Raw genomic sequence first — 26,638 nt, forward strand, 5'->3', positions numbered from 1 at the left:
ATGTACAAGCGCATCCTGATCCCGACCGACGGCTCGGAGGCGTCGCAGCGCGCGATCCTGGCCGGCGTCGATTTCGCCCGCGAAGTGGGCGCCGAAGTCGTGGGCCTTACCGCCACGCCCGAGTTCCACGTGCTGAGCACGGACACCGAGATGCTGGAGGACACGCGCGAGCAGTTCGCGGCCAGCAGCGCAACGCAGGCCCGGCGCATCCTGGCCGACATCGAGAACGCCGCGCGCGACGCCGGCGTCGCCTGCCGCACCGAGCACGTCACCGACGACGATCCCTACGCCGCCATCATCGGCGCCGCCCAGCGCCTGGGCTGCGACCTGATCGTGATGGCCTCGCACGGACGGCGTGGCCTGAAGGGCCTGCTGCTGGGCAGCGAAACCCAGAAGGTGCTGGTGCACAGCACGATTCCGGTGCTGGTGCACCGCTGAGGAGGCACCATGTACCGGCGCATCCTCGTGCCCACCGACGGCACCGAATTGTGCAGCGCCGCCCTCGCCACCGCGCTGGAACTGGCGAAGCTGGGCGGCGGCTCCATCGTCGGTTTCCATGCGGCCCCGCCCGACCGCCTGGGGCCGCTGGCCGAAGACGACGCGGTGCGCGCCGCCTGGCTGGCCGAACGCCAGCAGGCCGGCACCGACGCCCTGGGCTGGATCGCGCGCCGCGCCGCCGAAGCCGGCGTGCCCTGCGAAACCCTGATGCTCCACCATGAGAGCCCGGCGGTCGCCATCGTCGAAACGGCGCGCGACCAACTGTGCGACCTGATCGTGATGGCCTCGCACGGGCGCACGGGCCTGGCCGCGAACCTGCGCGCGCGCTTGCTGGGCAGCGAGACCTGGAAAGTGCTGGCGCTGTGCGCGATTCCGGTGCTGGTGGTGCGGGGGCCGTCGAACGGAGCCGCAGGCGTTCCGGGCGCGCCTTAGTCCAGGCCGAGCCAGCGGCGATAGGCCGCGTAGTGGTGCACGACATAGCCTCCGAACGAGCGCATCGTGCCGACGCTGCGCGAGGTGGCAGCCAGCTCCCGCTCGAGGTCCGCCTCGCCCAGGTGGTGGAATGATACTTTGCGGATCTCGTTCGGCAAGGTCTCGATGCCGATCAGGACCGGGCGGCCAATCTCCTCACCGTACTTCAGCTCGTCCAGCGCATGGCTGACCAGGCCGTCGGCGCCATCCGCATGGTCGCGGTAATCCATCAAGGCCACGTAGTCGTAGATGTCCTGCAGATGCCGGCTGACCGGCTTGCGCTTGCCCTTCCACGCGAGCTCGATCCCGTCCAGCCAGAACGGGATCGCAGGCCCGACAGGCAAGTCCTGGCCCGACTGTGTCTTCGCCCGCATCAGCGCATCCGACAGCTCGACCAAGCCCGCCAGCAATTCCATCTTGCGGGTCGACCACTCGGCCAGGATGTGCGGCTCGATGTCGAGGTTGACGCCGTCGAAGCGTTCTTCCGGCGCTGCCGCCTGGTTGTAGTCGAGCACGCGCTGCAACATCGCGACGGCTTCCTCGCGGTGGCGCGGCAGCACGTAGCGCTCGGTATGCAGGTAGCCGGAGCCGAGCAAGGCGTACACCTTCAGGCCGCAGGCATGCAGGCGGCGCAGCAGACGGCGGTAGCGGCCGGGTTCGGACACGATCAGCTGACGGCCGCGCCAGGCGTCCGCGTACAGGTAGATCGTGCCGATCGACCTGGCTTTCAGGAAGGCGATGCCCTGCGCGGCCGTGCCTTCGCTCTCGAGCATGGCATAGGACTCTCCTTCCCAGGTCCAGATCGCGCGCGGGCCGGGCCGGTCGGCGGCTGCGGGCGCAGCAGCAGCAACAGCAGCAGTAGCGCCGGCGACCATCGGCACCGCCAGCAAGGCCGCCAGTAACGCGGCGGCCCGGCGCTTCACAGCTTCATCTCCACGTGGTACTGGCCGATGCCGATCGAGCGCCCGGTCTCCGGATGCGAAGGAATCACCGACACGTAATAGGTACCATGCGGCAGCTTGCCCAGCTTCGCCGGCAGCGCCACCTGGAGCGAGCCGCCGGCGTCCAGCGTGGTCAGCTCGCCGGAGGCCTCGATCAGTTCCAGTCCGCCGGCGTCGCTGACCACTAGCAGCGGCACGAACGGCCGGGACGCTGCCGACGACTGGTTCGACAGCGTAGCTTCGATCACGGCCTCGCCCTGCGCGCCCGGCGCGGCGGCGCGGCGCAGGCCGGATACGCCGACCACGCCGCCTTCGGCCGCCAGCGCCACGCTCCGCAGGCTGCGATGCTCGTCGCGGTAGGCCGCCAGCTGTTCGAGGTGGGAGGGCGGCGCCAGCGCCGACGCGCGCGCTGCAACGCCGTTCGCCTGCAGGAAGGACTGGAACTGCGAGCGCGCGGTGGCCAGCGCCTTGCCGTCCGGCGCGCGGTCGGTCAGCATGCCGTCGGCGAGCGCGTACAGCCGGCCCTGGGCAAGGTAGACCGAGCCCGATACGAAGTCGCTGAGCTCCGTCTTGGTCTGCTTCAGCGGAATCACGTGCAGGTTGCGGAACGACGGTTCGGTGTCCAGCCCTGTGCCGAGCCAGGTGGCAGCTTGCGGCGCCTTCAGCCCGTAGTTCTTCGAGAGGTAGGCCAGCAGCGAGGGCGCAATATCGAATTGCGAGGACACGGACTTGATCGCGCGCGGCTTCTTCAGCAGCGGCGAGTAGACGATCAGCGGCACGTGGTAGCGCTCGATGCGGGTCTCCATCGGCAGCTCGGGCAGGCGGTGGTCGCCGGTGACGATATAGATGGTGTTCGCATGGCCCGGCAGGCGCGCGGCGCCCTCGAAGAAGCGGCGCAGGGCGTCGTCGGTGTACAGCACGCTGGCGAAGATCTCGCGTTGCGCGGCGTAGCCCGGGTTCGCATCCGGCGCGATGCCCAGCTGCGCCAGGCGCTGCCCCACCTTCTCCAGGTAGCGCGCCTTGTCCGGGAAGGTGAAGGGGTCGTGCATGCTGACGGTCTGGATGATCGAGACCGACGGCGCGTCCTGGCGCTGCTGCCACTCGCGGCGCAGGACGGCATCGACCAGCTCGCCGTCCGCATGGCCCCACTCGTTGCTGCGCTGGACCGGCGGGCCGATATCGCGCTCGCTGACGAACTGGTCGACGCCTTCCTGGCGCAGGAAGGTGCCCTCGTTATCGAATTCCAGGTTGCTGCCGCTATAGAACTTCAGCCGGTAACCCTGCGCCTTCAATACGCTCAGCAGCGAGGCATGGCGCGGCATCTTGTCGCCGAGCGCTGCCAGGCCGTTCTCGCCGAAGGGCAGCGAACCGAAGACCGTGGGCAGCACGCCGAAGGTGCGGCCCTGGCCGGCCAGGAAGTTATCGAAGTAGAGGCTGCGTCCGGCCAGTTCGTCGAGGAAGGGCGTGAAGCTGCCGAGGCGGGCACCAGGACCGGAAAAGGTACGGCCCAGGCCTTCGACGATGATGAAGACCAGGTTCGGCGGCGCGTCGGACGGCCGCTCGAACAGCGGGCCGAGCGTATCGGGCGTACGATCCGGACGCAGGAAGGGATAGCGCGGATCCTTGCCGGTCCAGGGCAGTTCCCCCGCCTGCAGTCCGGCGGAAGCGGCGCCGGGCGCGCCCGCCAGGTAGGCCAGCGAGCGGTCGGCGAAATAAGCGGTCTTGTTCGGCAGGTAGTCGATGCTGGCCTCGCCCTGGGCGGCCGGTGGCGCCACCTGGCCGGGCAGGAACACGAAGGCCAGCAGGCTGGCGGTGCCTGCGGCGAGGCCGCGGCGCGCGCTGGCACGCGGCCACCACGGACGCCCGCAAGCGCGCAGCGCGCCCCACAGCACTGCCAGCGAAGCGGCCAGGAACAGCACGAGCACCGGATCGACACGCCAGCCGGCACCGACGGTGGCCGCAAGTTCGGCGCTGGTGTAACCGAACAGGTCGGCGCCCAGCGGCGCGCCCGAGACCCAGTGGTACTGCAACAGGACAGCATGCAAGACCAGCAGCGCCGACCAGCACAGGCCCAGCAGCACCATGCGCGAGCGCCGGGACGGGAGCAGCGCGAGCAAGGGTGCGCCCAGCACCAACACGAAGCCGTAGCGAAGCAGCGACAGCAGGTCGTTCGCCAGCGCCGGGCCGAACAGGATGGAGACCTTGATGTCGGCGCCGGCGGCATGCCAGCTCTCGGCCACGCGCAGGCACAGCCAGGCCAGCATCAGGGCCGGCAGGCAAGCCAGCACCTCGCCCAGGGCGACGCCGAGCGCGCGGCGCACGGGGCCGGCCGGCTCGACCGGAGCAGCCGCCGCCTTGTCGGCCACGGCTACCATCGGTGGTACAGCGCGAACGACAGGCCGCGCTCGTTGCCGCCGGCGCCGGCGCCGTTGCCACTGTGGGTGCGCGAGAAGGTCGCGCCGATCTTGCCGCCCCATTGCGGCGTGAAGTAGCGCACCAGGGCGAGGCCGCCGCCACCGGAACGGGCGCGCCCGCCCAAGAGGCTGAGCGGATCGTCGCTGCGGCCGCTGTTGGCGCTCAGTTCGAGGTAGTTGTCGCCGTCGCCGGCGTAGTACCAGCGCGCCAGCAGGCGCTCGCCGGTGCTGTGCGAGCCTTGCGTCACGATGTTCTGGTGGCGCAGCTGGACGTAGAAGTTGCCGATGTACTTCGCGATGCTGGCGCCGTAGATGTTCACGCGCGAATCGAAGCCCAGCACGTCGTCGCTGAGCGAGGCTTCCCATCCCTGCCCGAGTGCCTGCCAGACCTCGATGCGGCCGGCGTTGCCCGGGAACAGGCGGGCGGTGGCCGAGTGCTGGTAGCGCAGGTTGGCATAGGCGCCGCCCCACAGCGTCGCGTAGGCGTCGAGTGCCCAGGCGCCGTCGTGCCGGCCGAAGCGGTGCGCGCGGAGGGCTTCGAAGGCCAGCGAGCCGGACGACGTGTAGCGGCGCACGCTGGCGGTCTGGTCGTTCCAGCGCGGGCCGTTGCCGAGGTCGGTCCAGCCTGCGGACAGGCCGGCCGCCCAGCCGTAGCCGGCGGCGCCCGCCGCATCCGGCGTGCCGGCGGAAGGAAGCGCGGGACGCGGCTGCAGCCCGTCCAGCAGGCTGTCGATCTCGCCGGCATCGCCGCCGAGCGTGCGCGCGCGTTCGAGGTCGGCACGCGCCTGGGCCGCATGGCCGAGGGCGCGAAGTGCGCGTGCCCGCACCACCAGGGCGGCCGGGTCCTGCGGGCGCAGCGCCACCAGCCGTTCATACGCTCCCAGCGCCTTCGCCGGCTGCTCGCTCCAGCGGTAAGTATTGCCGAGCGCTTCCCATACATCGGCGTAATCGGGCGATGCCTTCGCCGCCGCGAGCAGGTCCGCCTCGGACTCGCTCCAGCGTCCCATCCGCGCGTAGACGATACCGCGGCCCAGCAGGACGTCGGCATTGCCCGGCGAACGGGCCAGCAGGGCCGACCAGGCTGCCAGCGCCAGTTCCGGCTGGCCGCCGTTGGCCAGCGCACGCGCTGCCGCGTACTGGTCGTCGAAGGATGCTGCGCTGGCGGCTTGAACCTGTGCGGGCGGATCGGAGGGAAGCTGGAAATCGATGGGCATGTAAGAGGCAGACAGGAGGTGGACGGCGCGGCGGTCCGCGCAGCCGAAACTGTGCCGGACTTGCTCTATTGCGTCAAGGAAAGCACGTCTCGAACAACGCTTTTGCGCATGCCGATGTCGCGCAAAATCCTCAAACCTGGCCTCATTTCAAGCCTGGCCTGCTCAGGTCGACAACACGCCCCAACAGCATGAAGATGCCGTCGCCTCGGTAGCGCAGGGTCGCCGAATGGATGGACCGGAAGCCTACGGCGGGCAGCCGCGCGGATCGTGTGGAGCAACGCCCGGATCGCAGACGCTGGCGGTGCCGGCCGGGGTCAGCACCACGGCCAGCGGCTTGAAGGCGCCCTGCCGGCCCAGTGCCGGCGCCAGGTCGATGCGGCCGATGCGCGGCGCGACGCTGCCGTCGATCCAGCCCATTGGCGTGAAATACACGGCGTCGGCGTCCGCCGGGCTCAGGGTCAGCATGACGGCATTGGTGGCGGCCAGGCTGTCGGCGCTGCGCGCCACGGACCGGAAGCCCCTGGCCCGGCCGGGATCGCCGGCGGCCGCGGCGCCCGGCGTCGACCAGCTGCCGCTGCGCTCGTTGCAGGGCGTGGTCGGGGTCGGATAGCAGATGTCGACGCGCCAGTCCATCTGGCCGGTGACGGCGTTATCGCTGAGTACCAGCCGGCTGGCGCTGTGATGCTCGACCGCCTGCACGCGCGCAAGGCGGAAGCCTTCCTTGTAGAAAGCGGCCGCGGCCCCGGCCTCGCGCGCCAGCCGCCAGCCCGACAGTGTCGGGACGGCCACCGCGGCCAGCACGGCCAGCACGGCGAGTGCGACCATCGCTTCGACCAGCGTGAAGCCACGGGCTGGACGCCTTGGACAGCAGCTGTTTCCTTGCATGACTTCCACTTCAAACAGAATTTCCTTGTAGCAATAATAATGCAAAACAAAGGAAATGCATCCGTCAAGGTGCGGGATTTACAGCGTTTGTTGCGTAAAGACGCCATCAAGGCATGGAATATTTGCCAACTCCGTGAACAGACCGACAATCTTCTTGCTTAGCCGTCAATTCGCCGACACATATATACCGCCCGACCGGGATAGGTCGAAAGCGCCTGGGCGCCCTGCCCCGGCGCTGTTTCCGAAAATCCCAGGTTTTCCCAGAACGGACGCGCATCCAGCACGGCGACCAGTGCGCCGTGGGCCAGGCCGAGGCCGCGCGCGGCGCCGAGCAGGGTCTGCGCCAGGCGCCGCCCCAATCCCCGCCCATGTGCGCGCGGATGCACGGCCAGATCGTGCACATACAGGGTGTCGGCATCGGCAGCGGGCGCGAAGCCGGCGTTCAGCGGCGTGATCCTGCCGAGTTTCGACGGGTAGGCAAAGACGTAAGCACAGATGCCGCGCGGGTCCCCGGCGACCAGCGCGGTGCCGGGCGCGGCGCGCAGCCGGGCCAGCACCACCGCGGCCGGCTCCTGCATGGCGGGCGGATAGCAGGCGGCCTGCACGGCCAGCACGCCGTCCAGGTCCTGTTCGGTCATCGGACGCAACATCATCGGGTACGGCATCATCGGGAGCAACATCGGCGGCGGCATCGAGGGCAGTCTCGGCGGTTCGTCATGGGGCCTGCATTATGCCGGAGCCTGCCCGGAGTCCTGTTTAGTAAAACGCCATGAAACTTCGCCACCCATCCAGCTCTGCTATTGCTGACCGATACGTTTAGGGCTATGTTTCATGAATTGCACTAAGGAGACACAATGGGCACGCGCCTCTCTCTTTCCCTCATCCCGCTGGCGGCCACCCTGCTGTGCGCCGGCATGGCCTGGGCCGCGCCGGACGCTTCCGGCGCCCGCGTGGCCGAGGTCAACGTCTTCGTCGGCACCGGCGGCGACGGCCATACCTTCCCGGGGGCGACGCGTCCCTTTGGCATGATCCAGCTCAGTCCCGACACCCAGGTCCGCCACTTCCGCCAGAGCTATCCCTGGGCCGCCGGCTACCGCTACGAGGACGATTCCATCCTCGGCTTTTCGCACACCCATTTCTCCGGCGCCGGCCACTCGGACCTCGGCGACGTGCTGCTGATGCCGACCAGCGGCGAGCTGAAACTGGAGCCGGGCTATCCGGAGCGCCCGTTCAGCGGCTACCGCTCGCGCTTCTCGCACAAGGACGAGCATGCCGAGCCCGGCTATTACGCGGTGAAACTGCTCGATAACGAAGTCGACGTCGAACTCACCGCCAGCGAGCGCGTGGGCCTGCACCGCTACCGCTTCAAGCCGGGCGCGGAGGCGCGCGTCGTGCTCGACCTGCGCAGCAGCATCTACGATTACGCCGGCAAGAACCTGTGGTCGCGCCTGCGCCTGCGCGGCAGCGATACGCTCACCGGCATGCGCGAAACGCGCGGCTGGGCGCCGGGCCGCCAGCTCTATTTCGCGATCCGCTTCTCGCGCCCGCTCCAGTCGCACCAGATGATGAACCGCGAGGAAGGCGTCGAATACAAGGGCTTCGCCTCGCCCGGCAAGAGCCCGTCCGAGAAAGTTCTGGTGGAAGGCAAGGCGCTGGAAGCGGCACTCGACTTCGGCCGCCTCGGCGAACAGCCGCTGCTGGTCAAGGTGGCGGTGTCCGCGGTCAGCGAGGATGGCGCGCTGGCCAACCTGGACGAGATGGCGGGCTGGGACTTCGACAAGGAACGCGCCAACGCCAGCGCGGCCTGGGAACAGGCCCTGGGCGCGGTCGACATCGAAGCGCCGCAGCCGATGAAGCGCATGGTCTACACCAGCCTGTATCACAGCTTGCTGGCGCCCAGCCTGTTCATGGACCGCGACGGCAAGTACCGCGGGCCGGACAACCAGGTGCACCAGGCCGACGGCTTCCGCTTCCACTCCACCTTCTCGCTGTGGGACACCTACCGCGCCCTGCACCCGCTGCTGACCCTGATCCAGCCCGAGCAGCGCAACGCCGACTTCGTGCGCTCCCTGGTCGCCTCGCAGCAGGCCAGCCCCTACGGCATCCTGCCGGTCTGGCAGTTCGCCGGGCTCGAGACCTGGTGCATGATCGGCTACCACGCGGTGCCGGTCATCGCCGACGCCTACATGAAGGGCATCCGCGGCTTCGACCCCGAACAGGCGCTGCGCGCGATGACGGCCAGCGCCGAGTACGGCCCCTACGGCGGGCTGCAGCACTACATGAAGTACGGCTACGTGCCGATCGACCTGGAACTGGAAGCGGCCTCCAAGACCGTGGAGTACGCCTTCGACGACTGGACCATCGCACGCATGGCCGAGAAGATGGGCAGGCAGGACGTGGCCGCACGCTACTACAAGCGCGCCCAGAACTGGCGCAACGTGTTCGACCGGAAGACCGGGTTCGTCCGCGCGCGCAAGTCGACCGGCGAATTCCGCACCCCCTTCGATCCGGTGCAGTCGAACTTCGGCAGCGACTATACCGAGGGCAGCGCCTGGCAGTATTCCTGGTATATGCCGCACGATAACGCGGGCCTCGTGACGTTCCTGGGCGGCGATGCCGGCCTGCAGGCGAAGATCGACCAGGTGTTCGACGCGAAGATCGATGCCAACGTCTACGCCCACATGGAAGACATCTCCGGCCTGATCGGCCACTACGCCCACGGCAACGAGCCCTCGCACCACGTGGCCTACCTGTACAACTTCGCCGGCGCGCCGTGGAAAACCCAGGGCCGCCTGGCCCGGATCGTCGCCAGCCAGTACAAGGATGCACCGGACGGCCTGGCCGGCAACGACGACCTCGGCCAGACCTCGGCCTGGCTGGCCTTCACCGCGATGGGCTTCTATCCGGTGGCGCCGGGTACCAACGAATACGTGATCGGCCGGCCCTTCGTCGAGCGCGCCACCTTGAACCTCCCGAACGGCAAGCGCTTCACGGTGCGCGCCGAACACCTGTCGGCCACGAATCCGTATGTGGGCCGCGTGACCCTGAACGGCAAGCCGCTGGCGCGCAGCTTCCTGCGCCACGAAGAGATCCTGGCTGGCGGCGAACTCGTGTTCACCATGCAGGCCACGCCCAACACCGCCTGGGGCAAGGACAAGAGCGCCCGGCCCTACACCCAGACTCCTTACCAATGACGACGATGCGACTTCTCCTTACCGCCACCCTCGCCCTCGCTGCACTGTCCTGCCAGGCCGCGGACGCCGCCCGTCCGCTGCCGCTGGATTTCGTGAATCCGCTGATGGGCACGCAAAGCAAGCCCGAGCTCTCGAACGGCAATACCTACCCGGCCATCGCCCTGCCGTGGGGGATGAATTACTGGACTCCGCAGACCGGCAAGATGGGCAACGGCTGGGCCTATACCTATGACGCCGACAAGATCCGCGGCTTCAAGCAGACCCACCAGCCGTCGCCGTGGATGAACGACTACGGCCAGTTCGCCGTCATGCCGGTCACCGGCGCCAAGCGCTTCACGCAGGACGCGCGCGCCAGCTGGTTCTCGCACAAGGCCGAGCTGTCCAGGCCCGACTACTACCGCGTCTACCTGGCCGACAGCGACGTCACCACCGAACTCACGCCGACCGAGCGCGCGGCCCAGTTCCGCTTCACCTTCCCCAAGACCGAGCAGGCCTGGGTCGTGATCGACGCCTTCGACAAGGGCTCGTACGTGAAGATCCTGCCGGCCGAGCGCAAGATCGTCGGCTACTCGACCCGTTACGCCTACGGACCGCTGGTCAACTTCCGCAACTGGTTCGTGATCCAGTTCGACAGGCCATTCAAGAGCGGCGAAGTGTGGGATGGCGACAAACTGGTCGCCGGCGCCCAGGAAGCCCAGGTCCAGCACGCCGGCGCCATCGTCGGCTTCGCGACCCAGGCCGGGGAAAAGGTCGGCATGCGCGTGGCCTCTTCCTTCATCAGCCTGGAACAGGCCGAGCGCAACCTGGCGCGCGAGATCGGCAACGACGATTTCGACACCACCCGCGCCAAGGCCGCGCAACGCTGGAACGAGGTGCTCGGCAAGGTCGAGGTCAAAGGCGGCAGCATCGACCAGCGGCGCACCTTCTATTCCAGCCTGTACCGCATGGTGCAGTTCCCGAACAAGCTCTATGAACTGGACGCGGACAACAAGCCGGTCCACTGGAGCCCGTACAACGGCAAGATCCTGCCGGGACGGATGTTCGCCGGCACCGGCTTCTGGGACACCTTCCGCGCCCTCTACCCCTTCCTCAACCTGATGTACCCGTCGATCAACCGCGAGATGCAGGAAGGCCTGGCGAACGACTTCCGCGAAGGCGGCTGGCTGCCCGAATGGTCCAGCCCCGGCTACGCCAGCGTCATGGTCGGCAACAACTCGGCCTCGGTGGTGTCGGAAGCCTGGGTCAAGGGCCTGCGCGGCTACGACGTCGAGACCCTGTGGCAGGCGCTGGTGCACGGCGCGAACAACGCCGGCCCGATCGAGGCCGTCGGCCGCGCCGGGGTCGAGGACTACAACCGGCTCGGCTATGTCCCTTACGACGGCGGCCTGAAGGAAAGCGCGGCCCGCTCGCTGGAATATGCCTACGACGACTTCGCGATCTACCAGCTCGGCAAGGCGCTGGGCAAGCCGCAGTCGGAGATCGCGGTGTATGCCGAGCGCGCCCTCAACTACCGCAAGCTGTTCGACAGGGAGACTGGCCTGATGCGCGGGAAGAACCGCGACGGCAGCTTCCAGGCGCCGTTCAACCCGTTCAAGTGGGGCGATGCCTTCACCGAGGGGAACAGCTGGCACTACACCTGGTCGGTGTTCCACGACGTGGCCGGCCTGGTCGACCTGATGGGCGGCCGCCAGGCCTTCGTGAACAAGCTGGACCAGGTATGGAGCCTGCCGCCCGTGTTCGACGACAGCTATTACGGCCAGGTGATCCACGAGATCCGCGAGATGCAGATCGCCGGCATGGGCCAGTACGCCCACGGCAACCAGCCGATCCAGCACATGATCTACCTGTACGACTACGCCGGGGCGCCGTGGAAGACCCAGTACTGGGCGCGCGAAGTGATGAACCGCCTGTACCGCGCCACGCCGGACGGCTATTGCGGCGACGAGGACAATGGCCAGACCTCGGCCTGGTACGTGTTTTCGAGCCTGGGCTTCTACCCGGTCACGCCGAGCGTCCCGCAGTACGCGCTGGGCGCGCCGCTGTTCCCGGAAGCCGTGCTGCACCTGGAGAACGGCCGCAAGGTGACGATCCGCGCGCCCGGCAACAGCGACGAACGGCGCTACGTCGACGCCCTGCGCATCGACGGCAAGCCGGCCAGCCGCAACTGGGTCGGCCACGATGAGCTGATGCGCGGCGCGCGCCTCGACTTCAGCATGTCCGCGAAGCCCAACCTGCAGCGCGGCACGCATCCGGCGGACGCGCCCTATTCCTTCTCGACGGACCCGGCGGCGCAGCGCCGCTGAGCGCGGGCGCCGGCGCCTGCTACGATGTCGTGCCCCTGCTCGCGCGCAGGCGCGCGAGGTCGCCCAGCTTGTCGGGATTGCGCACCACGTAGATCGCGGCGATGCGGCCGTCGCGCAGCGCCAGCGTGGTGACCGAATCCGGCTGGCCGTCGCGCCAGGTCAGCAGGCCGGGCGCGCCGTTCACCTGCACCAGCTGGTGGCTGCCGCCATCGGTCCACTTGCGTTCGATGCCCACCACCAGGCGCGCCACGCGCTCCGCGCCCAGCACCTTGCGCACGGTGGTCTTCGCCTTGCCGCCGCCATCGCCCATGTAGGCGGCGTCCTCCGTCAGCAAGGCCTGTACGCGCTCCGGCACGCCCGAGCGCGCCGCCTCGATGAACTTGCCCAGCAGCGCCAGGTGCTGTTCGCGCCCGACCGCGAAACGCGGCCGCTCCGCGCGCACCCGCTCGCGCGCCCGCTGCAGGATCTTGCGGCAGGCCGGCCCGGTCTTGCCGACCATCGCGGCAACCTCGTCGTAGCCGAACTCGAACACCTGGTGCAGCAGGAACACCGCGCGTTCCTCGGGGCCGAGGCGTTCCAGCATCAGGAGAAAGGCGGTCGAGATGTCGCCGGCGGCTTCCAGCGCCGCCTCCGGGGACCCGGCCGCTTCCTCGACCAGCGGTTCGGGCAGCCAGGGCCCGACGTAGCGTTCGCGCTCGGCGATGGCGCCGCGCAGGCGGTCGATGCTCAGGCGCGTGACCACGGTCACCAGCCAGGCTTCGGGGATGCGCGCCTCTTCGCCGCCGTGCTGCCAGCGCAGCCAGGCTTCCTGCACGATGTCCTCGGCGTCCGCGCGCACGCCCAGCATGCGGTAGGCGATGCCGAACAGGCGCGGGCGCAGGGCCTGGAAAATGTCGATTGTCGTGTCCATGTGGCCTAGACGCTGCAGGGTTCCGGTTTGTGACAGGCGATGCGGCTTCCATCATACCTGTCACAAACCGGCGTGCCGCTTCGACTAAGGGAGGTATTCATCCACCACTGAAGGAGCACACCATGCAACGACTCGATTTCGGCAAAGCCTCGCCGGCCGCCTACAAAGCCCTGCTGGGCGTCGAAAACTATATTCGCGATACCGGACTCGAGCACAGCCTGCTCGAGCTGGTAAAGCTGCGCGCTTCCCAGATCAACGGTTGCGGCTACTGCGTCGACATGCACGCCACGGATGCGCGCCAGGCCGGCGAATCGGAACGCCGCCTGTACGCGGTGGCCGTGTGGCGCGAGACGCCGTTCTTCACGCCGCGCGAACGGGCGGCCCTGGCCTGGACCGAAGCCCTCACCCGGCTGTCGCAGCAGCCGGCGCTGGACGCGGATTATGCGGCGCTGCGGGAACAGTTCAGCGAGCGCGAGATGGTCGACCTGAGCCTGGCGATCGCGGCCATCAATAGCTGGAACCGGCTGGCGGTCGGATTCGGCGCGCAGCCGGCGGCGTAGGAAGGGTAAGGCGGGCGGCCCGGTTACCCGGGCGCTTGCCCGATCAGCTGCCCGCGATCGGGCTGCCGAAAATGCCGACCGCCAGTTCGGCCCAGACCAGCGCCAGGGTCAGCAGCAGTCCGCCGCCGATCGCCCGGCGTTGCGAGGCCGTGCGCAGCTTGCGGGTCAGCAGGACGTACGCGGTGCCTATGCCGGCCAGCAAGATGCCGGCGACGAGGAAGTCGAGCGGGCTCCAGTTCACTTCGCGGATAAAGCGCATGGCCACGAGCGGCACCAGCAGGATCGCGCCGGTGCCCAGCAGGACCCGGCCCAGGTCCCTGGCCAGCTTGCCTGTGTCCGGGCTGCCCTTGTTTTCCTTACTTGCGTGCATGTGAACTTCTCCCTGTATGCCGGATGGATCGATGTCTTGTGTTGACATCATAGTACGGTTCGGAAGAAAAGTCGCGCCGGCCTGGATGGGAGCCGGGCGGGCCGCTCAGAGCGGCGCGGCCTGGACCAGGCCGAGGCCGGACTTGGCCAGGGCCATCGCCACCGGCAGGGCGCACAGCACGAGCACGACACCGATGCGGACACGGCGGGCGCGCTGCTTCTGCTGCGAAAGACGGGAGAGGCGGAATCCTTTATCGGTAGTCATACGTGCCCTTTCATGTGCGTTGGATATCCAAATCATAATACGCCCGCATCAAAACCCGCGACACGAATGGTTTCGGAATATCCACAAGCATTGTCCTCGCGCACACGCCCATGTCTCTCGCCCGCAACAGGCCTCAGTCGAAGCGCCAGGCCACGGCCGACGCGTCGTCGGCCTGCTTGACCGCCATCGCGGTGCCGGCGCCGGCCGCATGCTCGTGGGCCCGCAGACTGGCCAGCATGGCCTCCAGCCCATCGCTTGCGCAGGCCCGGGCCAGGCTGGCATCGCCGTGCAGGCGGTAGGGATCGACCAGCCGGTAGAAACCGTCGGTCATGACCAGCAGCATCGAGCCCGGCGCGGCCTGTACCGAATAACGGCGCGCGGCGAAAGGGCCGGCCGGCGCCAGGCACAGGGACGACGGCATCGGCGCGGTGTTCTGCTCCTCGCGGCGGCGCCTGAGCATGGGCAGCAGCCGTTCGCGCCGCTCGGCCGGATCGGTGACGCCTTCCGCGGCCAGCGCGGCGATGGCATCCTGCAGCACCGCCTCCTGCGGATTCACCCACGGGTCGAGGTCCTGCACGCTGCCGTCCGGCCGCAGCAGCAGGGTCTTGCAGTCGCCCAGGCAGTAGAGGATCAGTTCCGACACGCCGCGTCCGGGCAGGATGCGAATCCAGCTCATGGCCGCGATCGGCCAGGCGTACACTGGCACCGCCTGCCCGGCCGTGTGCCACTGGAAATCGGAGCGCACCGCCTCCAGCGCCGTGCGCACCGCCTGTTCCTGCGGCGTGCGGGCGGCCAGCGCCTCGCCGAAGGCGGCGCTGAAACGCCGCACGAACCAGGCCACGTCGCCGCGGTCCGGGTCGATGTAGTTCCGGCCCGCCACCGAGGTGGCGCCATCCAGCAACACGATATCGGCCACATGCCCCTGCTCGAATACCGCTACATGATCCTCGTTGGCTTGGCCGCCGCCGCGCGAGGATACCGAAGTCCAGCTCATTACGTTGCCCTTAATTAAATTTCCATTACTATAGAGCAATTCAGCGGGCGACGCTAAACAGGCAGGAAAAACCGCTTCAGGAACCCAGCACGGTGACCACGACGCGCCGGCGGTGCGGCGCCGCGCGGTGTTCCCACAGGTAGATGCCCTGCCAGGTCCCGAGCAGCAGCCGGCCGCCGCCGACCGGCACGCTGACGCTGGTTCCGCTCAGCATGCTGCGGACGTGGGCGGCCATGTCGTCCGGCCCCTCGGCATCGTGGCGGTACGCCGGATCGCCGTCGGGCGCCAGGCGCGCCATCACGGTCTCGAGGTCGCGGCGGACGTCGGGATCGGCGTTCTCGGTCACCGTCAGCGAGCAGCTGGTGTGCTGCACGAACACATGCACCAGGCCGCAGCGCAGTCCGGACCTAGCCACCGCCTCGGTGACGGCAGCGGTGATGTCGCGCGTGCCGCGCCCGGCGGTCGCGATCTCGAGGGTGGTCTGGTGGGTCATGCGCGCCAGCTTATCACGGCGGCCGCGGCCCGCGCTTCAGGCGGCTGCGCCGACGATCCGGTCGCGCCCGCCGTGCTTGGCCTCGTACAGGCGGCGGTCGACCGATTCGATGAAGGCGCGCGCGCTGTCGTGCGCGCCCGGCACGATGGTGCCCACGCCCATGCTGCAGGTGACGAATTCGGAGGCCGGGGAGCCGCCATGCGGGATCGCCGCCTGCGCCAGCATGCGGCGGCAGCGCCGCGCCACGTCCAGCGCCGCCACGGCGCCGGTCACCGGCAGCAGCAGCGCGAATTCCTCGCCGCCCAGGCGTGCGCACAGGTCGCGCGTGCGCGAGGCCGATTCGTCCAGCACCTTCGCCACCTGGCGCAGGCAGGCGTCGCCCTGCGGGTGGCCGTGACGGTCGTTGTAGGCCTTGAAGAAGTCGATGTCGAGCAGGACCAGCGCCAGCGGCTGGCCGGTCACGCGGGCCCTGGTCCATTCCATCTCGAGGATGGTGTCGAACATGCGGCGGTTGGCGACCTGGGTCAGGCTGTCCTGGTAGGAAAGCGCTTCCAGTTCCTTCTGCAGCTGCAGGATCTTGTCCTCGGCCTTCTTGCGCTCGCTGATGTCGAACATGAAGCCGACCAGCGCCTCGGGGCTGCCGTCGGGCCGGCGCACCACGTGCACCACGTCGCGGATCCAGACGTACTCGCCGTCCGGGGTCAGCGCGCGGTAGTCGGCTTCGTGGTCGACGCCCTGCTGCGACTGGGCCACGCAGAAGTCGACCGTCTTCTGGCGGTCTTCCTCGTGGATGCGGGATGCCCAGTCGTCGACGGTCTTCCAGCTGTCCTGGCGCCAGCCCAGCACCTGCTCGATCTGCGGGCCGATGTAGGCGAATTCCATCGTGGCCCAGTCGATCTTCCAGGGAATCGCCCGGGTCGATTCGAGCAGGGTGCGGTAGACGTCCGGGTCGTTCGAAAAGGCGCTCACGCGGCATCTCCTTCGGCTCATGAACAGGATGAGCCGACGATGTTACCGGACTTGCATGAACAAAAGATTAAATCTTGGAAGGATGTGCCTGACAAGCGACAGTCCGGTATCTCACTGCAGCAGGCGCGGTGCGGCGGACTTGCGGAAGTCCGCCAGGTGGGACGACGGGATCAGGTTGATCTCGGCGGAATGGAAATGCTCGCACAGCGGGCGCACGGCGCCGTCTTCCGGCTTCCAGCAGGCGGCCTGCTCGCCGTCTTCGTAGATGTCGACGGTCCAGCCGGCGCCGCCGATGGTCTGCACGATGCCGCTCACGCCGCCCTCGAACGAGGCCGGCAGGTCGAAGGCGATGCGCAGCACGGTCGCCTCCGGCAGGCGCGGATACGGTGTGGTGTAGAAGTCGAACAGCTCCGCGCCCGGCCAGAACAGGGCCAGCACCTGCTGCAGCACGGCCTGGCTGTTGGCGCCGTCGCGCCCGGTGACCACGATGCGCACGCCCAGGCGCAGCCATTCATCGGCCGCTACTTCGGGGCGCTCCAGGGTTTCGACGGTCAGCATGGCATTCGACTCCGGTAGTTTGACGCTCGTCATACTACTACCAGTGCACTCGAAGAAGCTCTCGAAATATCACACGGCGGCGATTCTGTCGCCGCCGGTTGCGGCTACGCCACGGAAGCTAGCTTCGGTAACAACTTATCGAGGGTGACCGGATAATCGCGCACCCGCACCCCGGTGGCATTGTAGATCGCGTTGGCGACCGCCGCCCCGACCCCGCAGATGCCCAGTTCGCCCACGCCCTTGGCCTTCATCGGCGAGGAGACCGGGTCGGTCTCGTCGAGGAAGACCACCTCCTGGTGCGGGATGTCAGCATGCACCGGCACCTCGTACATCGCGAGGTCGTGGTTGATGAAGCAACCGATGCGCTTGTCGACCACCAGGTCTTCCATCAGGGCCGCGCCCACGCCCATCGTCATTGCTCCGATCACCTGGCTGCGCGCGGACTTCGGGTTCAGGATGCGGCCGGCCGCGCACACGGCCAGCATGCGCCGCACGCGGGTCTCGCCGGTGACGGCATCGACGCCGACCTCGACGAAATGGGCGCCGAAGGTCGACTGCTGGTATTTCTTGTCGAGGTCACCGTATTCCATCTTGTCCTCGGCGTTCAGCTCGCCGCCCTCGGCCGCCTGGCGCAGCGGCAGGCGCCTGCCGCCCGAAGACACCTGGCCGCCGGCGAATTCGGCCGTCGCCGGGTCCAGCCCCAGCTTCTCGGCCACCATTCCGCGCAGCCGCACGCAGGCCGCGTACACGCCGGCGGTCGAACTGTTGGCGCCCCACTGCCCGCCCGACCCGGCCGACACCGGATAGCTGGAATCGCCGAGGCGCACCACCACCTGGTCGAGCGGCAGGCCCATCATCTCGGCGGCGGTCTGGGCGATGATGGTATAGGTGCCGGTGCCGATGTCGGTCATGTCGGTCTCGACCGTCACCTTGCCGTCGCGCTCCAGGCGCACCCGCGCGGCCGAGCGCATCACCAGGTTGTTGCGGAAGGCCGCGGCCATGCCGTAGCCGATCAGCCATCGTCCATCGCGCAGCTGGCCGGGCACGGGGTTGCGCTTGTTCCAGCCGAAGCGTTCGGCGCCGATCCGCAGGCAGTCGACCAGGCGCCGCTGCGAGAACCTGCGTTCGCGCTTTTCAGGATCGACGCTGGTGTCGTTCACGATGCGGAACATCACCGGGTCCATCTTGAGCTTTTCCGCCATCTCGTCCATCGCGATCTCGAGCGCCATCATGCCCGGGGCCTCGCCCGGCGCGCGCATCGCGTTCCCTTCCGGCAGGTCGAGTTTCGCCAGGCGCAGCGCCGTGTAGCGGTTCGGTCCCGCGTACAGCAGGCGGGTCTGGTTGACGGCCGTCTCGGGCTGGCCGCCGGGCAGGTCGCCCGACCAGCTCTCGTGGGCGATCGCGGTGATCCGCCCTTCGCGCGTGCAGCCGATGCGGATGCGCTGGATGGTGGCCGGGCGGTGGGTGGTATTGTTGAACATCAGGGGGCGCTGCAGCGCGACTTTCACCGGGCGTTTCGCCGCGCGCGCGCCAAGGGCCGCCAGCAGCGCCTCGGCGCGCAGGAACAGCTTGCCGCCGAAGCCGCCGCCGATGTAGGGCGATACCAGGTGCACGTTTTCCTCGGGGATGCCGAGCGTCTTGGCCATGTCCTTCATGCCCCAGTTGACCATCTGGTTGGCCGTGAAGATGGTCAGCTTGTCGCCTTCCCACTTCGCGATCGAGGCATGCGGTTCCATCATCGCGTGCGACTGGTCGGGGGTGGTGTAGAGGGCATCGAGCTTCACCGGTGCGCCGGCCCAGGCGCCGGCGAAGTCGCCGGTGCGGGTCTCCGGCTTCTCTTCCTTCTTCGCCAGGCCCGCCTTGTCCTTCGCCTTCGCCAGGTCGTATTCGCCCCTGCCTTTCGCGTAGTCGATTTTCACCAGGCTGGCTGCCGCGCGCGCCTGCTCGAAGGTCTCGGCCACCACCAGCGCCACGGCCTGGTGGTAGTGCTCGATCTCCGGGCCGCCGAGCAGGGTCGCGGTGTTGAACTTGCCCTTGCCCAGCTTGCCCGCATTGTCCCTGGTCACGATGGCGATCACCCCCGGCGCGCGCTTCGCGGCGGACAGGTCCATCGAGACGATGCGGCCCTTGGCGATGGCGGCGCCGACCACGTAGCCATACGCGGCGTCGGGCACGGCCTGGTGCTGTTCGTAGGCATAGGGCGCGGTGCCGGTGGTCTTCAGCGGGCCCTCGATGCGGTCGGTGGGCCGGCCGACGACCTTCAACTGGTCGATCGGATTGGTGCCGGCGGGAGTCGTGAATTTCATGGCCGGACCCTCCTTGCCTCGATCAGCACCCCGTCGATCGTGCGCTGCACGAGGAGCACCTTGAATGCGTTGTCGTCGTTGACGCGGGCGCCGGCCAGCAGCTGTTCGGCCACCGCCCGCCCGCCGCGCGCCAGCTGGGCGTCGGCGGCCGGCAGGCGCCAGGGCTTGTGCGCGACGCCGCCCAGCGCTACCCTGCCGCTGCCGTCGGCCTGCACGACGGCGGCCACCGACACCAGCGCGAAGGCATACGAGGCGCGGTCGCGCACCTTCTGGTAGAAATGGCGCCCGCCCACCGGCTTCGGCAGGGTCACGGCCGTGATCAGCTCGCCGGGCATCAGGACGTGCTCGATGTGCGGGGTGTCGCCCGGCAGGCGGTGGAAGTCCGCGATCGGGATCGTGCGCCGGCTGCCGTCCGCGCGCACCGTCTCGACCTCCGCGTCCAGCACCCGCATCGCCACCGCCATGTCGCTCGGATGGGTGGCGATGCAGGCCTCGCTCGTGCCGACGATGGCATGGTGGCGGTTGAAGCCGCCGATCGCCGAGCAGCCGCTGCCCGGCGCGCGCTTGTTGCAGGGCTGGTTGGTGTCGTAGAAGTATGGGCAGCGGGTGCGCTGCAGCAGGTTGCCGGCGGTGGTCGCCTTGTTGCGCAGCTGCGGCGAGGCGCCGGCCAGCAGGGCGCGCGACAACACCGCGTAGTCGCGCCGCACGCGCGGATCGGCCGCCAGGTCGGTGTTGCGCACCAGGGCGCCGATGCGCAGGCCGCCATCGCCGGCCGGCTCGATCCGGTCCATGCCGGCGCCGTTGACATCGATGAGGTGGGCCGGCGTGTCGATCTCCAGCTTCATCAGGTCGAGCAGGTTGGTGCCGCCGGCAATGAAGCGCGCGTTCGGCGAGCCCGCCGCCGCGGATGCCGCTTCGGCCGGCGTCTTCACGCGCTGGTAGGTAAAGGCTCTCATGCCTGGTTCCCTCCCCCGGCGACTTCCGTGATCGCATCGACGATGTTCGAGTACGCCCCGCAGCGGCAGATGTTGCCGCTCATGCGCTCGCGCAGCTCCATCGGCGACAGCAGCGGACGCGCGTTCAGGTCGGCGCTGACGTGACTCGGGATGCCCTGCTTCACCTCGTCGAGCATCGCCACCGCCGAGCAGATCTGGCCCGGGGTGCAGTAGCCGCACTGGTAGCCGTCGTGCCGGACGAAGGCCGCCTGCATCGGGTGCAGCCGGTCGGGCGTGCCGAGGCCTTCGATGGTGGTGATCTCCCCGCCTTCGTGCATCAGCGCCAGGCTGAGACAGGAATTGATGCGCCGGCCGTCGGCGAGCACGGTGCAGGCGCCGCACTGGCCATGGTCGCAGCCCTTCTTGGTGCCGGTCAGGCGCAGGTGCTCGCGCAGCAGGTCGAGCAGCGTGGTCCGCGTGTCGACTTCCCGCTCGTAGCGCTGGCCGTTGACGCGCAGCGCCACCCTGGCCGTGACCGGGGCCGGCGTGGTCCCGGCCTGGGGCGCGCTTGCGGCAGGCGCCTGGGCGTTGGCGGCGCCGGGCAGCGCGGCCGCGGTGGCCGACAGGGCGCCCGCGATCAGCAGTCCGCGCCGCGCGGTATCGATGTCGGGCGTGTCATCCCTCGGGTAATCGTCCATGGCATTGCTTCCTTTCGAATGTCGGCGGCGCCGGGCGCCGGAGCGTCGCGCCATCTTAAGTCGATTCGCCTCCTGCACCGCACACGGTTCGGCTGGCCGGAAAACGCACCAAACAGGTGCATCGCGATGCGACCCGGCGCAGCTATGGTGTGGGCGGCGCCCGGGCATGTTGAGTAGAATGGCCAGTTTGATCGACACCGGACCGCCCACCATGAACCACCGCGATGCATTCCTGGCCAATGGCGGCGACGCCGGCGCGCGCATCCTTGCGCAGGACTGGAGCGCGCACCCGCTCGGTCCGGTCGCCGGCTGGCCGGCTTCGCTGCGCATGTCGCTCGGCATCATGCTCGGGTCTTCCTTCCCGACCTTCCTGGCCTGGGACGAAGGGCTGTTCGTACTCCATAACGACGCCTACGCGCCGATGCTCGGCAACCGCACCGGTACCGCGCTCGGCGCGCCCCTGCCCGCCCTGTGGCCGGAAATCTGGGATACCCTGGCGCCGCTGGTGCGCCGCGTGCTGGACGGCGAAGCCCTGTACTTCGAAAACTTCCAGGTCATGGTGGAGCGCAAGGGCTATCCGGAGCAGGCCTGGTTCACGTTTTCGTACAGCCCGCTGCGCGACGAGGCGGGCACGGTGCGCGGCCTGATGTGCACCGTGGTCGAAGAGACCGACAAGGTGCTGGCCCTGGCGCGCCACAAGGAAGCCGAGGAGCGCTATGCCCTCTGCATCGAAGCCTCCGGGAATATCGGCACCTGGGCCTACGAGGTGGATACCGGCGCCACCTTCGTCGACGAGCAGTTCGCGCGCCTGTTCCAGGTCGATGCGTCGCTGGCCCGCGCCGGCACCGAGCTCGAACGCTTCACCAACATGATCCACCCGGACGACCGCCCGCGCGTGGTCGCCGCGATCGGACACGCGATCGCCAACGACACCCTGTACGACATCGAATACCGGATCCCGCAATTGTCGCGCGCGGATGCGTGGGTGAATGCGCGCGGCAAGGTATTCCATGAACCGGGCACCGGCAGGCGGCGCTTCGCCGGCGTCGCCGTCGACATCACCGAACGCAAATACGCCGAACTGGCCCAGGTGGCGGCCGAGCGCGCCATGAAGGACAGCGAGGCACGCTTCCGCTCCATCGCCAACCTGATCCCCCAGATGGTGTGGTCGGCCGGCGCCGGCGGCACCAACGACTACCTGAACGCGCGCTGGCGCGAGTTCACCGGCCTGCCCGAAGAGGATTTGCTCGGCGAGGGCTGGACCAGGGTCGTCCACCCGGACGACCTGCCCGGCCTGGACGCCGCCTGGCAGCACAGCCTCGCCACCGGTACGCCCTACGAGGTCGAACACCGGCTGCTCCACCATACGGGCCACTACCGCTGGGTGCTGAACCGCGCCCTGCCCGTCACCGGCGAACACGGCGCCATCGCCCGCTGGATGGGGGCGCTGACCGACATCCACGACAAGAAGCGCGGCGAGGAAGAGCTGAAGGCGGCGGCGCGGCGCAAGGACGAGTTCCTGGCGATGCTGGCGCACGAGCTCAGGAACCCGCTGGCGCCGATCAGCAGCGCGGCCCAGTTGCTGGTCCAGGTCGCCGCCGACGAAAAGCGGGTGCGCCAGTCGAGCGAGATCATCGTGCGCCAGGTGCGCCACCTGACCGGCCTGGTGGACGACCTGCTGGACGTCTCGCGCGTGACCCGCGGCCTGGTCGAGCTGCAGCGCGAACGGGTCGACCTGAAGGGCGTACTGGCCAGTGCGCTGGAACAGGCGCGGCCGCTGGTCGAATCGCGCCGCCACCATCTCGACCTGGCGCTGGACGCGGCGCCGGCCTGGGTCGACGGCGACCGCATCCGCCTGGTGCAGGTGGTCGCCAACCTGCTCAACAATGCCGCCAAGTACACGCCGCAGGGCGGCGCGATCGCTCTCTCGCTCGAGGTGGATCGGGGCCTTGCATCGGTCGCGGTGTGCGACAACGGCATCGGCATCAGCCACGACCTGCTGCCCCAGGTGTTCGAACTGTTCACCCAGGCCGAGCGCACCCCGGACCGCGCCCAGGGCGGCCTGGGCCTCGGCCTGGCGCTGGTGAAAAGCCTGGTCGGCCTGCATGGCGGCAGGGTCGGGGCCGAGAGCGACGGGCCGGGGCGCGGCAGCACCTTCCGCGTGGTGCTGCCGCTGGCACAGGCGGCGCCACCGATGCCGGCCGCCGGCGGCGAAGGCGCGGCGCGCGGCGCCCTGCCGGCCAACGGGCATGCCCTGCCGGACGTGATGATCGTCGACGACAACGCCGACGCCGCGCAGTCGCTGGCCGAGATCCTGCGCGCCTTCGGCCACCGGGTGGCCGTGGCGCACGAGCCGCGCCACGCGCTGGCGCTTGCCGAACAGGAGTGGCCGGACGTCTTCATCCTCGACATCGGCCTGCCCGACATCGACGGCTACGCGCTGGCGCGGCGCCTGCGCGCGATGGCGGAAGAAAAGCCGCGCGGGCGCGCGGCGCTGTACCTGGCCCTGACCGGCTACGGCCAGGCGCACGACAAGGTGCTGTCGAAGGCGGCCGGTTTCGACCGCCACTTCGTCAAGCCGGTCGACCTCGAAGCCCTGCTGGCCGCGCTGGCCGCCGCACCGGCCGCGCGCGCCTAGCGCAGGGACTTCAGGACGGCTTCGCGCGCGGCGCTCCAGCCGCTTTGCGCCAGCACGGGCGCGCAGCGCTCGCAGGGCGCGAAGGGATCGCAGTCGTGGTCGAGCTCGACGTAATGGCCGCCGGTCACCAGTTTGGCGGCGCGTGCATCCTGGCGGCCGGATGCCGGCTCGCCCTCCTTGGCCATCCACCGCGCGAAGGGTTCGGTGGCGACGCCATCCGGCACATACCAGCGCTTGCGGGTCGGATTCCAGCGGGCGCCCAGCTCGCGGGCCTGGTCTTTTTCGGCGTAGGGAACATTCAGGAACATCATGGCGCCATCATACCATCCGTTCGAGCACACCCTTGAGGTCTTCCAGCCGGTAGGGCTTGGGAACGATCCAGAACGGGAACCCGAGCGCGTCGCGCTCCGGCCCGCCATAGCCGGAGGCGAACGCCACGCGCAGCGCCGGCTGTTGCCGGACCGCCAAGCGCGCCAGCTCGACCCCGGACTTGCCGGCCAGGTCGATGTCGGTGAACAGCAGGTCGAACGGGCTTTCGCGCAGCAGGCCGGCGGCCGCGTCGAAGCTGACCGCGCCGCGCACCTCGTGGCCGAGGGCCTCGAACAGGCTGCAGGTCATCTGCATCAGGTCCGGATTGTCTTCCGCCACCAGGATGCGGCGGCGCCCGCCCGGCGCCACCACGCTGCCCGCGGCGGGCGCCGCGGGAACCGCGCGGTTGGCCAGCAGGTGGCGCACCTTGCGCGCGAGCTGGTCGCGGCCGTACGGCTTGGACAGCAGCTCGACGCCCGGATCCAGGCGGCCGCCGTGCACGATCGCGTTCTGCGTGTAGCCCGAGGTGAACAGCACCGCCAGTCCCGGCAGCAAGGCCTTGGCCTGGCGCGCCAGGTCGGGGCTGCGCAGCGGTCCGGGCATCACGACGTCGGTGAACAGCAGGTCGATCGGGATCCCGCTCTTCACGATGCCGAGCGCGTCGTGGGCGTTGTCGGCTTTCAGCACGCGGTAGCCCAGGCTGTCCAGCATCCCGACCACCGTGCCCTGCACCGCCGGGTCGTCCTCGACCACCAGCACCGTCTCGCTGCCGCCTTCGACCCTGGCGCCGGCCAGGCGCGTGAGCCCGGTCTCGGTCTCGAAGCTGCGCGGAAAGTACATGCGCACGGTGGTGCCTTCCCCGACCTCGCTGTAGATTTTGAAGTGGCCGCCGGTCTGCTTGACGAAGCCGTAGGCCATCGACAGGCCCAGGCCGGTGCCGGCGCCTTCCGGCTTGGTCGTGAAGAACGGTTCGCAGGCCCGTTCCAGCACCTCGCGGCGCATGCCGCTGCCGGTGTCGGACACCGCGATCATCACGTACTGGCCCGGCACGATGTCCGGCTCCGCCGCGACATAGGAATCGTCCAGCATCGCATTGCCGATCTCGATGGTCAGGCGGCCGCCGCCCGGCATGGCGTCGCGCGCGTTGATCGCCAGGTTCAGGATCACGTTCTCGAGCTGGTTGGGATCGACCACGGTGTTCCACAGGCCGCCGCCCTTGACGGTCTCGATCTGGATCGTCTCGCCGAGCGCACGGCGCAGCAGGCCGTCCATGTCGCTGACGATGCGTCCCGGGTTGACCACCACCGGCTGCAGCGGCTGGCGGCGCGCGAAGGCCAGCAGCTGCGAGGACAGCTTGCCGCCGCGCTCGACGGCCTGCAGCGCCACCTCGAGCAGCTGCTGGCCGTCGCCGTCCGGCAGGCGGCGCTGCAGCAGCTCGAGGTTGCCGCCGACGACCTGCAGGATGTTGTTGAAGTCGTGCGCCACGCCGCCGGTCAGCTTGCCGATCGCTTCCAGTTTTTGCGAGCGCTGCAGCGCGTGCTGGGCCGCCGACAGTTCTTCCGTGCGGGCGCTGACCAGCGATTCCAGCTCGAGCTGGTGGCGCGCCAGCTCGTCCTGCGCCTGTTTCTGTTCGCTGACGTCGCTGCCCTGCACGAAGATGCCGATCACCTCGCCCATCGGATCGAGCACCGGCTGGTAGATGAAGTCCAGGTGGCGGGTGGTGCTGGCGCCGTCCGGGCCGCTGGCCAGTTCGACCGGCACGGCGCGGCCGATGAAGGCCTTGCCGGTGCGGTAGACATCGTCCAGCAGGTCCGTGAAGCCCTGCGCCACGACCTCGGGCAGCGCGGTGCGGATCGGCTTGCCGATCAGTTCGCGCCCGCCGGTCAGCTGGCGGTAGGCCGCATTCGCCAGCTCGTACACGTGCTCCGGGCCGCGCATGACGCAGATGAAACCGGGAGCCTGCTCGAACAGGCGCTGCAGGTGCATCTTGTCGCCCTGCAGTTCGTTGGCCAGCTTGAGGGCGGCGTGCGCTTCCGACAGGGCCGCGGTGCGCTGTTCGACCATGCGCTCCAGCTCTTCCTGCTTGCGGCGCAGGCTTTCTTCGGCCAGCACGCGCTCGGTGACGTCGTTCCCCTGCGAGAAGATGCCGACCACGGAACCGCTTTCGTCGACGATGGGCTGGTAAACGAAGTCGATGTAGCGCAGGATCGCCGCGCCGCCGCTGGCCGGCACCACGCCCAGCGGCAGCGCTGTGCCGACGAAGGCCTGGCCGCTGGCGAACACCTGGTCGAGCAGCTCGAAGAACTGCTGCCCTTCCAGCTCCGGCAGGGCCTCGCGCACGGGCTTGCCGATGATGTCCTTGAAGCCGGCCAGGCGGTGGTGGGCGTGGTTCTGCAGCTCGTACACATGCTGCGGACCGCGGAAGAAGCAGACGAAGCCCGGCGCCTGCTCGAACAGGCGCAGCAGCTCGCGGTAGGGCCGGCTGATCTTGGCCTGCTCGAGCGCGGATTCGGTGGCGAGGGTGGGTGGATGCGTGGGGGAAGCGACGGCCGCTTGGCCGGGCGGGGTAGGACTCATGGGGTGGGGCTGACCTTGGGCTGGACCGTTGCAGAGAAAGTGCAAAACGGCATTTCTTTCAATGTTACCTTCTAAGCGCTTGCCGCACAACCGGGCGTGACCTCATACGCGCACTGCCCCGCCCTGCTGTGACAATA

At 68.9% G+C, this 26,638-nt stretch carries 23 protein-coding genes; 6 read left to right on the forward strand and 17 right to left on the reverse strand.

Going from position 1 to position 26,638, the window contains the following annotated elements:
• Together AC3A6M_RS13930 and AC3A6M_RS13935 are read left to right on the forward strand one after the other, a co-directional pair.
• Positions 1–438: a universal stress protein gene (locus AC3A6M_RS13930; protein WP_487853309.1), complete on the forward strand. Its 438-nt coding sequence runs from the start codon at positions 1–3 to the stop codon at positions 436–438.
• A gap of 9 nt (positions 439–447) precedes the next feature.
• Positions 448–930 (forward strand): universal stress protein, encoded by a 483-nt coding sequence (locus AC3A6M_RS13935; RefSeq protein WP_487853310.1) that lies wholly within the window; start codon positions 448–450, stop codon positions 928–930.
• Here the strand turns inward: AC3A6M_RS13935 and AC3A6M_RS13940 are convergent.
• The 5 genes from AC3A6M_RS13940 to AC3A6M_RS13960 form a co-directional block, all read right to left on the reverse strand.
• A complete protein-coding gene (locus AC3A6M_RS13940; RefSeq protein WP_487853311.1) occupies positions 927–1,892 on the reverse strand; it encodes a hypothetical protein in 966 nt (321 codons plus the stop codon). The two genes, AC3A6M_RS13935 and AC3A6M_RS13940, sit on opposite strands and share 4 nt — an antisense overlap.
• Complete coding sequence (locus tag AC3A6M_RS13945) at positions 1,889–4,285, reverse strand: LTA synthase family protein (RefSeq protein ID WP_487853312.1); 2,397 nt, start codon at positions 4,283–4,285, stop codon at positions 1,889–1,891. The genes AC3A6M_RS13940 and AC3A6M_RS13945 overlap by 4 nt, the downstream gene beginning before the upstream one ends.
• Entirely contained in the window at positions 4,279–5,538 is a 1,260-nt protein-coding gene (locus AC3A6M_RS13950) for a YaiO family outer membrane beta-barrel protein (RefSeq protein WP_487853313.1), read from the reverse strand. The genes AC3A6M_RS13945 and AC3A6M_RS13950 overlap by 7 nt, the downstream gene beginning before the upstream one ends.
• 243 nt (positions 5,539–5,781) lie before the next feature.
• The gene (locus tag AC3A6M_RS13955; protein WP_487853314.1) at positions 5,782–6,423 is read right to left on the reverse strand and encodes a prepilin-type N-terminal cleavage/methylation domain-containing protein; all 642 of its coding nucleotides are present in this window, start codon (positions 6,421–6,423) and stop codon (positions 5,782–5,784) included.
• Positions 6,424–6,581: 158 nt separating this feature from the next.
• Positions 6,582–7,103 carry a GNAT family N-acetyltransferase gene (locus AC3A6M_RS13960; protein WP_487853315.1) on the reverse strand — a complete coding sequence of 174 codons (522 nt, stop codon included), beginning with the start codon at positions 7,101–7,103 and terminating at the stop codon, positions 6,582–6,584.
• A 174-nt stretch (positions 7,104–7,277) separates the two neighbouring features.
• Between AC3A6M_RS13960 and AC3A6M_RS13965 the strand changes: the two genes are divergently transcribed.
• Positions 7,278–9,617, forward strand: a complete 2,340-nt coding sequence (locus AC3A6M_RS13965; RefSeq protein ID WP_487853316.1) for a GH92 family glycosyl hydrolase — start codon at positions 7,278–7,280, stop codon at positions 9,615–9,617.
• Positions 9,618–9,622: 5 nt separating this feature from the next.
• On the forward strand, positions 9,623–11,920 hold the full coding sequence (locus AC3A6M_RS13970) for a GH92 family glycosyl hydrolase (RefSeq protein ID WP_487853317.1): 2,298 nt from the start codon (positions 9,623–9,625) through the stop codon (positions 11,918–11,920).
• 19 nt (positions 11,921–11,939) lie between these two features.
• Here the strand turns inward: AC3A6M_RS13970 and sigJ are convergent, their stop codons facing one another.
• A complete protein-coding gene (gene sigJ / locus AC3A6M_RS13975) occupies positions 11,940–12,830 on the reverse strand; it encodes an RNA polymerase sigma factor SigJ (RefSeq protein WP_487853318.1) in 891 nt (296 codons plus the stop codon).
• Positions 12,831–12,952: 122 nt separating this feature from the next.
• On the opposite strand from sigJ, the gene AC3A6M_RS13980 reads away from it, so the two are divergent.
• A complete protein-coding gene (locus AC3A6M_RS13980; RefSeq protein ID WP_487853319.1) occupies positions 12,953–13,390 on the forward strand; it encodes a carboxymuconolactone decarboxylase family protein in 438 nt (145 codons plus the stop codon).
• A 43-nt stretch (positions 13,391–13,433) separates the two neighbouring features.
• On the opposite strand, the gene AC3A6M_RS13985 is transcribed toward AC3A6M_RS13980, so the two are convergent.
• The 9 genes from AC3A6M_RS13985 to paoA form a co-directional block, all read right to left on the reverse strand.
• Complete coding sequence (locus AC3A6M_RS13985; protein ID WP_487853320.1) at positions 13,434–13,760, reverse strand: hypothetical protein; 327 nt, start codon at positions 13,758–13,760, stop codon at positions 13,434–13,436.
• 105 nt (positions 13,761–13,865) lie between these two features.
• On the reverse strand, positions 13,866–14,024 hold the full coding sequence (locus AC3A6M_RS13990) for a hypothetical protein (RefSeq protein ID WP_487853321.1): 159 nt from the start codon (positions 14,022–14,024) through the stop codon (positions 13,866–13,868).
• Positions 14,025–14,157: 133 nt separating this feature from the next.
• Entirely contained in the window at positions 14,158–15,018 is an 861-nt protein-coding gene (locus AC3A6M_RS13995) for a SpoIIE family protein phosphatase (RefSeq protein WP_487853322.1), read from the reverse strand.
• A gap of 76 nt (positions 15,019–15,094) precedes the next feature.
• On the reverse strand, positions 15,095–15,511 hold the full coding sequence (locus AC3A6M_RS14000) for a secondary thiamine-phosphate synthase enzyme YjbQ (protein WP_487853323.1): 417 nt from the start codon (positions 15,509–15,511) through the stop codon (positions 15,095–15,097).
• Positions 15,512–15,547: 36 nt separating this feature from the next.
• Complete coding sequence (locus tag AC3A6M_RS14005) at positions 15,548–16,480, reverse strand: diguanylate cyclase domain-containing protein (RefSeq protein ID WP_487853324.1); 933 nt, start codon at positions 16,478–16,480, stop codon at positions 15,548–15,550.
• Positions 16,481–16,591: 111 nt separating this feature from the next.
• Positions 16,592–17,038, reverse strand: a complete 447-nt coding sequence (locus AC3A6M_RS14010; protein ID WP_487853325.1) for a hypothetical protein — start codon at positions 17,036–17,038, stop codon at positions 16,592–16,594.
• Positions 17,039–17,142: 104 nt separating this feature from the next.
• Positions 17,143–19,344: an aldehyde oxidoreductase molybdenum-binding subunit PaoC gene (gene paoC / locus AC3A6M_RS14015; RefSeq protein WP_487853326.1), complete on the reverse strand. Its 2,202-nt coding sequence runs from the start codon at positions 19,342–19,344 to the stop codon at positions 17,143–17,145.
• Positions 19,341–20,300, reverse strand: a complete 960-nt coding sequence (locus AC3A6M_RS14020) for an FAD binding domain-containing protein (protein WP_487853327.1) — start codon at positions 20,298–20,300, stop codon at positions 19,341–19,343. Before AC3A6M_RS14020 ends, paoC begins: the two co-directional genes overlap by 4 nt.
• Positions 20,297–20,977: an aldehyde dehydrogenase iron-sulfur subunit PaoA gene (gene paoA / locus AC3A6M_RS14025; protein ID WP_487853328.1), complete on the reverse strand. Its 681-nt coding sequence runs from the start codon at positions 20,975–20,977 to the stop codon at positions 20,297–20,299. The genes AC3A6M_RS14020 and paoA overlap by 4 nt, the downstream gene beginning before the upstream one ends.
• A gap of 178 nt (positions 20,978–21,155) precedes the next feature.
• Between paoA and AC3A6M_RS14030 the strand changes: the two genes are divergently transcribed.
• Positions 21,156–23,615 carry a hybrid sensor histidine kinase/response regulator gene (locus AC3A6M_RS14030; protein WP_487853329.1) on the forward strand — a complete coding sequence of 820 codons (2,460 nt, stop codon included), beginning with the start codon at positions 21,156–21,158 and terminating at the stop codon, positions 23,613–23,615.
• Here AC3A6M_RS14030 and AC3A6M_RS14035 read toward each other — a convergent pair.
• Both AC3A6M_RS14035 and AC3A6M_RS14040 read right to left on the reverse strand, forming a co-directional pair.
• On the reverse strand, positions 23,612–23,926 hold the full coding sequence (locus AC3A6M_RS14035) for a DUF5710 domain-containing protein (RefSeq protein ID WP_487853330.1): 315 nt from the start codon (positions 23,924–23,926) through the stop codon (positions 23,612–23,614). The genes AC3A6M_RS14030 and AC3A6M_RS14035 overlap by 4 nt on opposite strands.
• A gap of 7 nt (positions 23,927–23,933) precedes the next feature.
• On the reverse strand, positions 23,934–26,501 hold the full coding sequence (locus AC3A6M_RS14040; protein ID WP_487853331.1) for a hybrid sensor histidine kinase/response regulator: 2,568 nt from the start codon (positions 26,499–26,501) through the stop codon (positions 23,934–23,936).
• Between the last annotated feature and the right edge of the window lie 137 nt (positions 26,502–26,638).

It is taken from the genome of Telluria sp. Soil_C_11 (assembly GCF_057657395.1).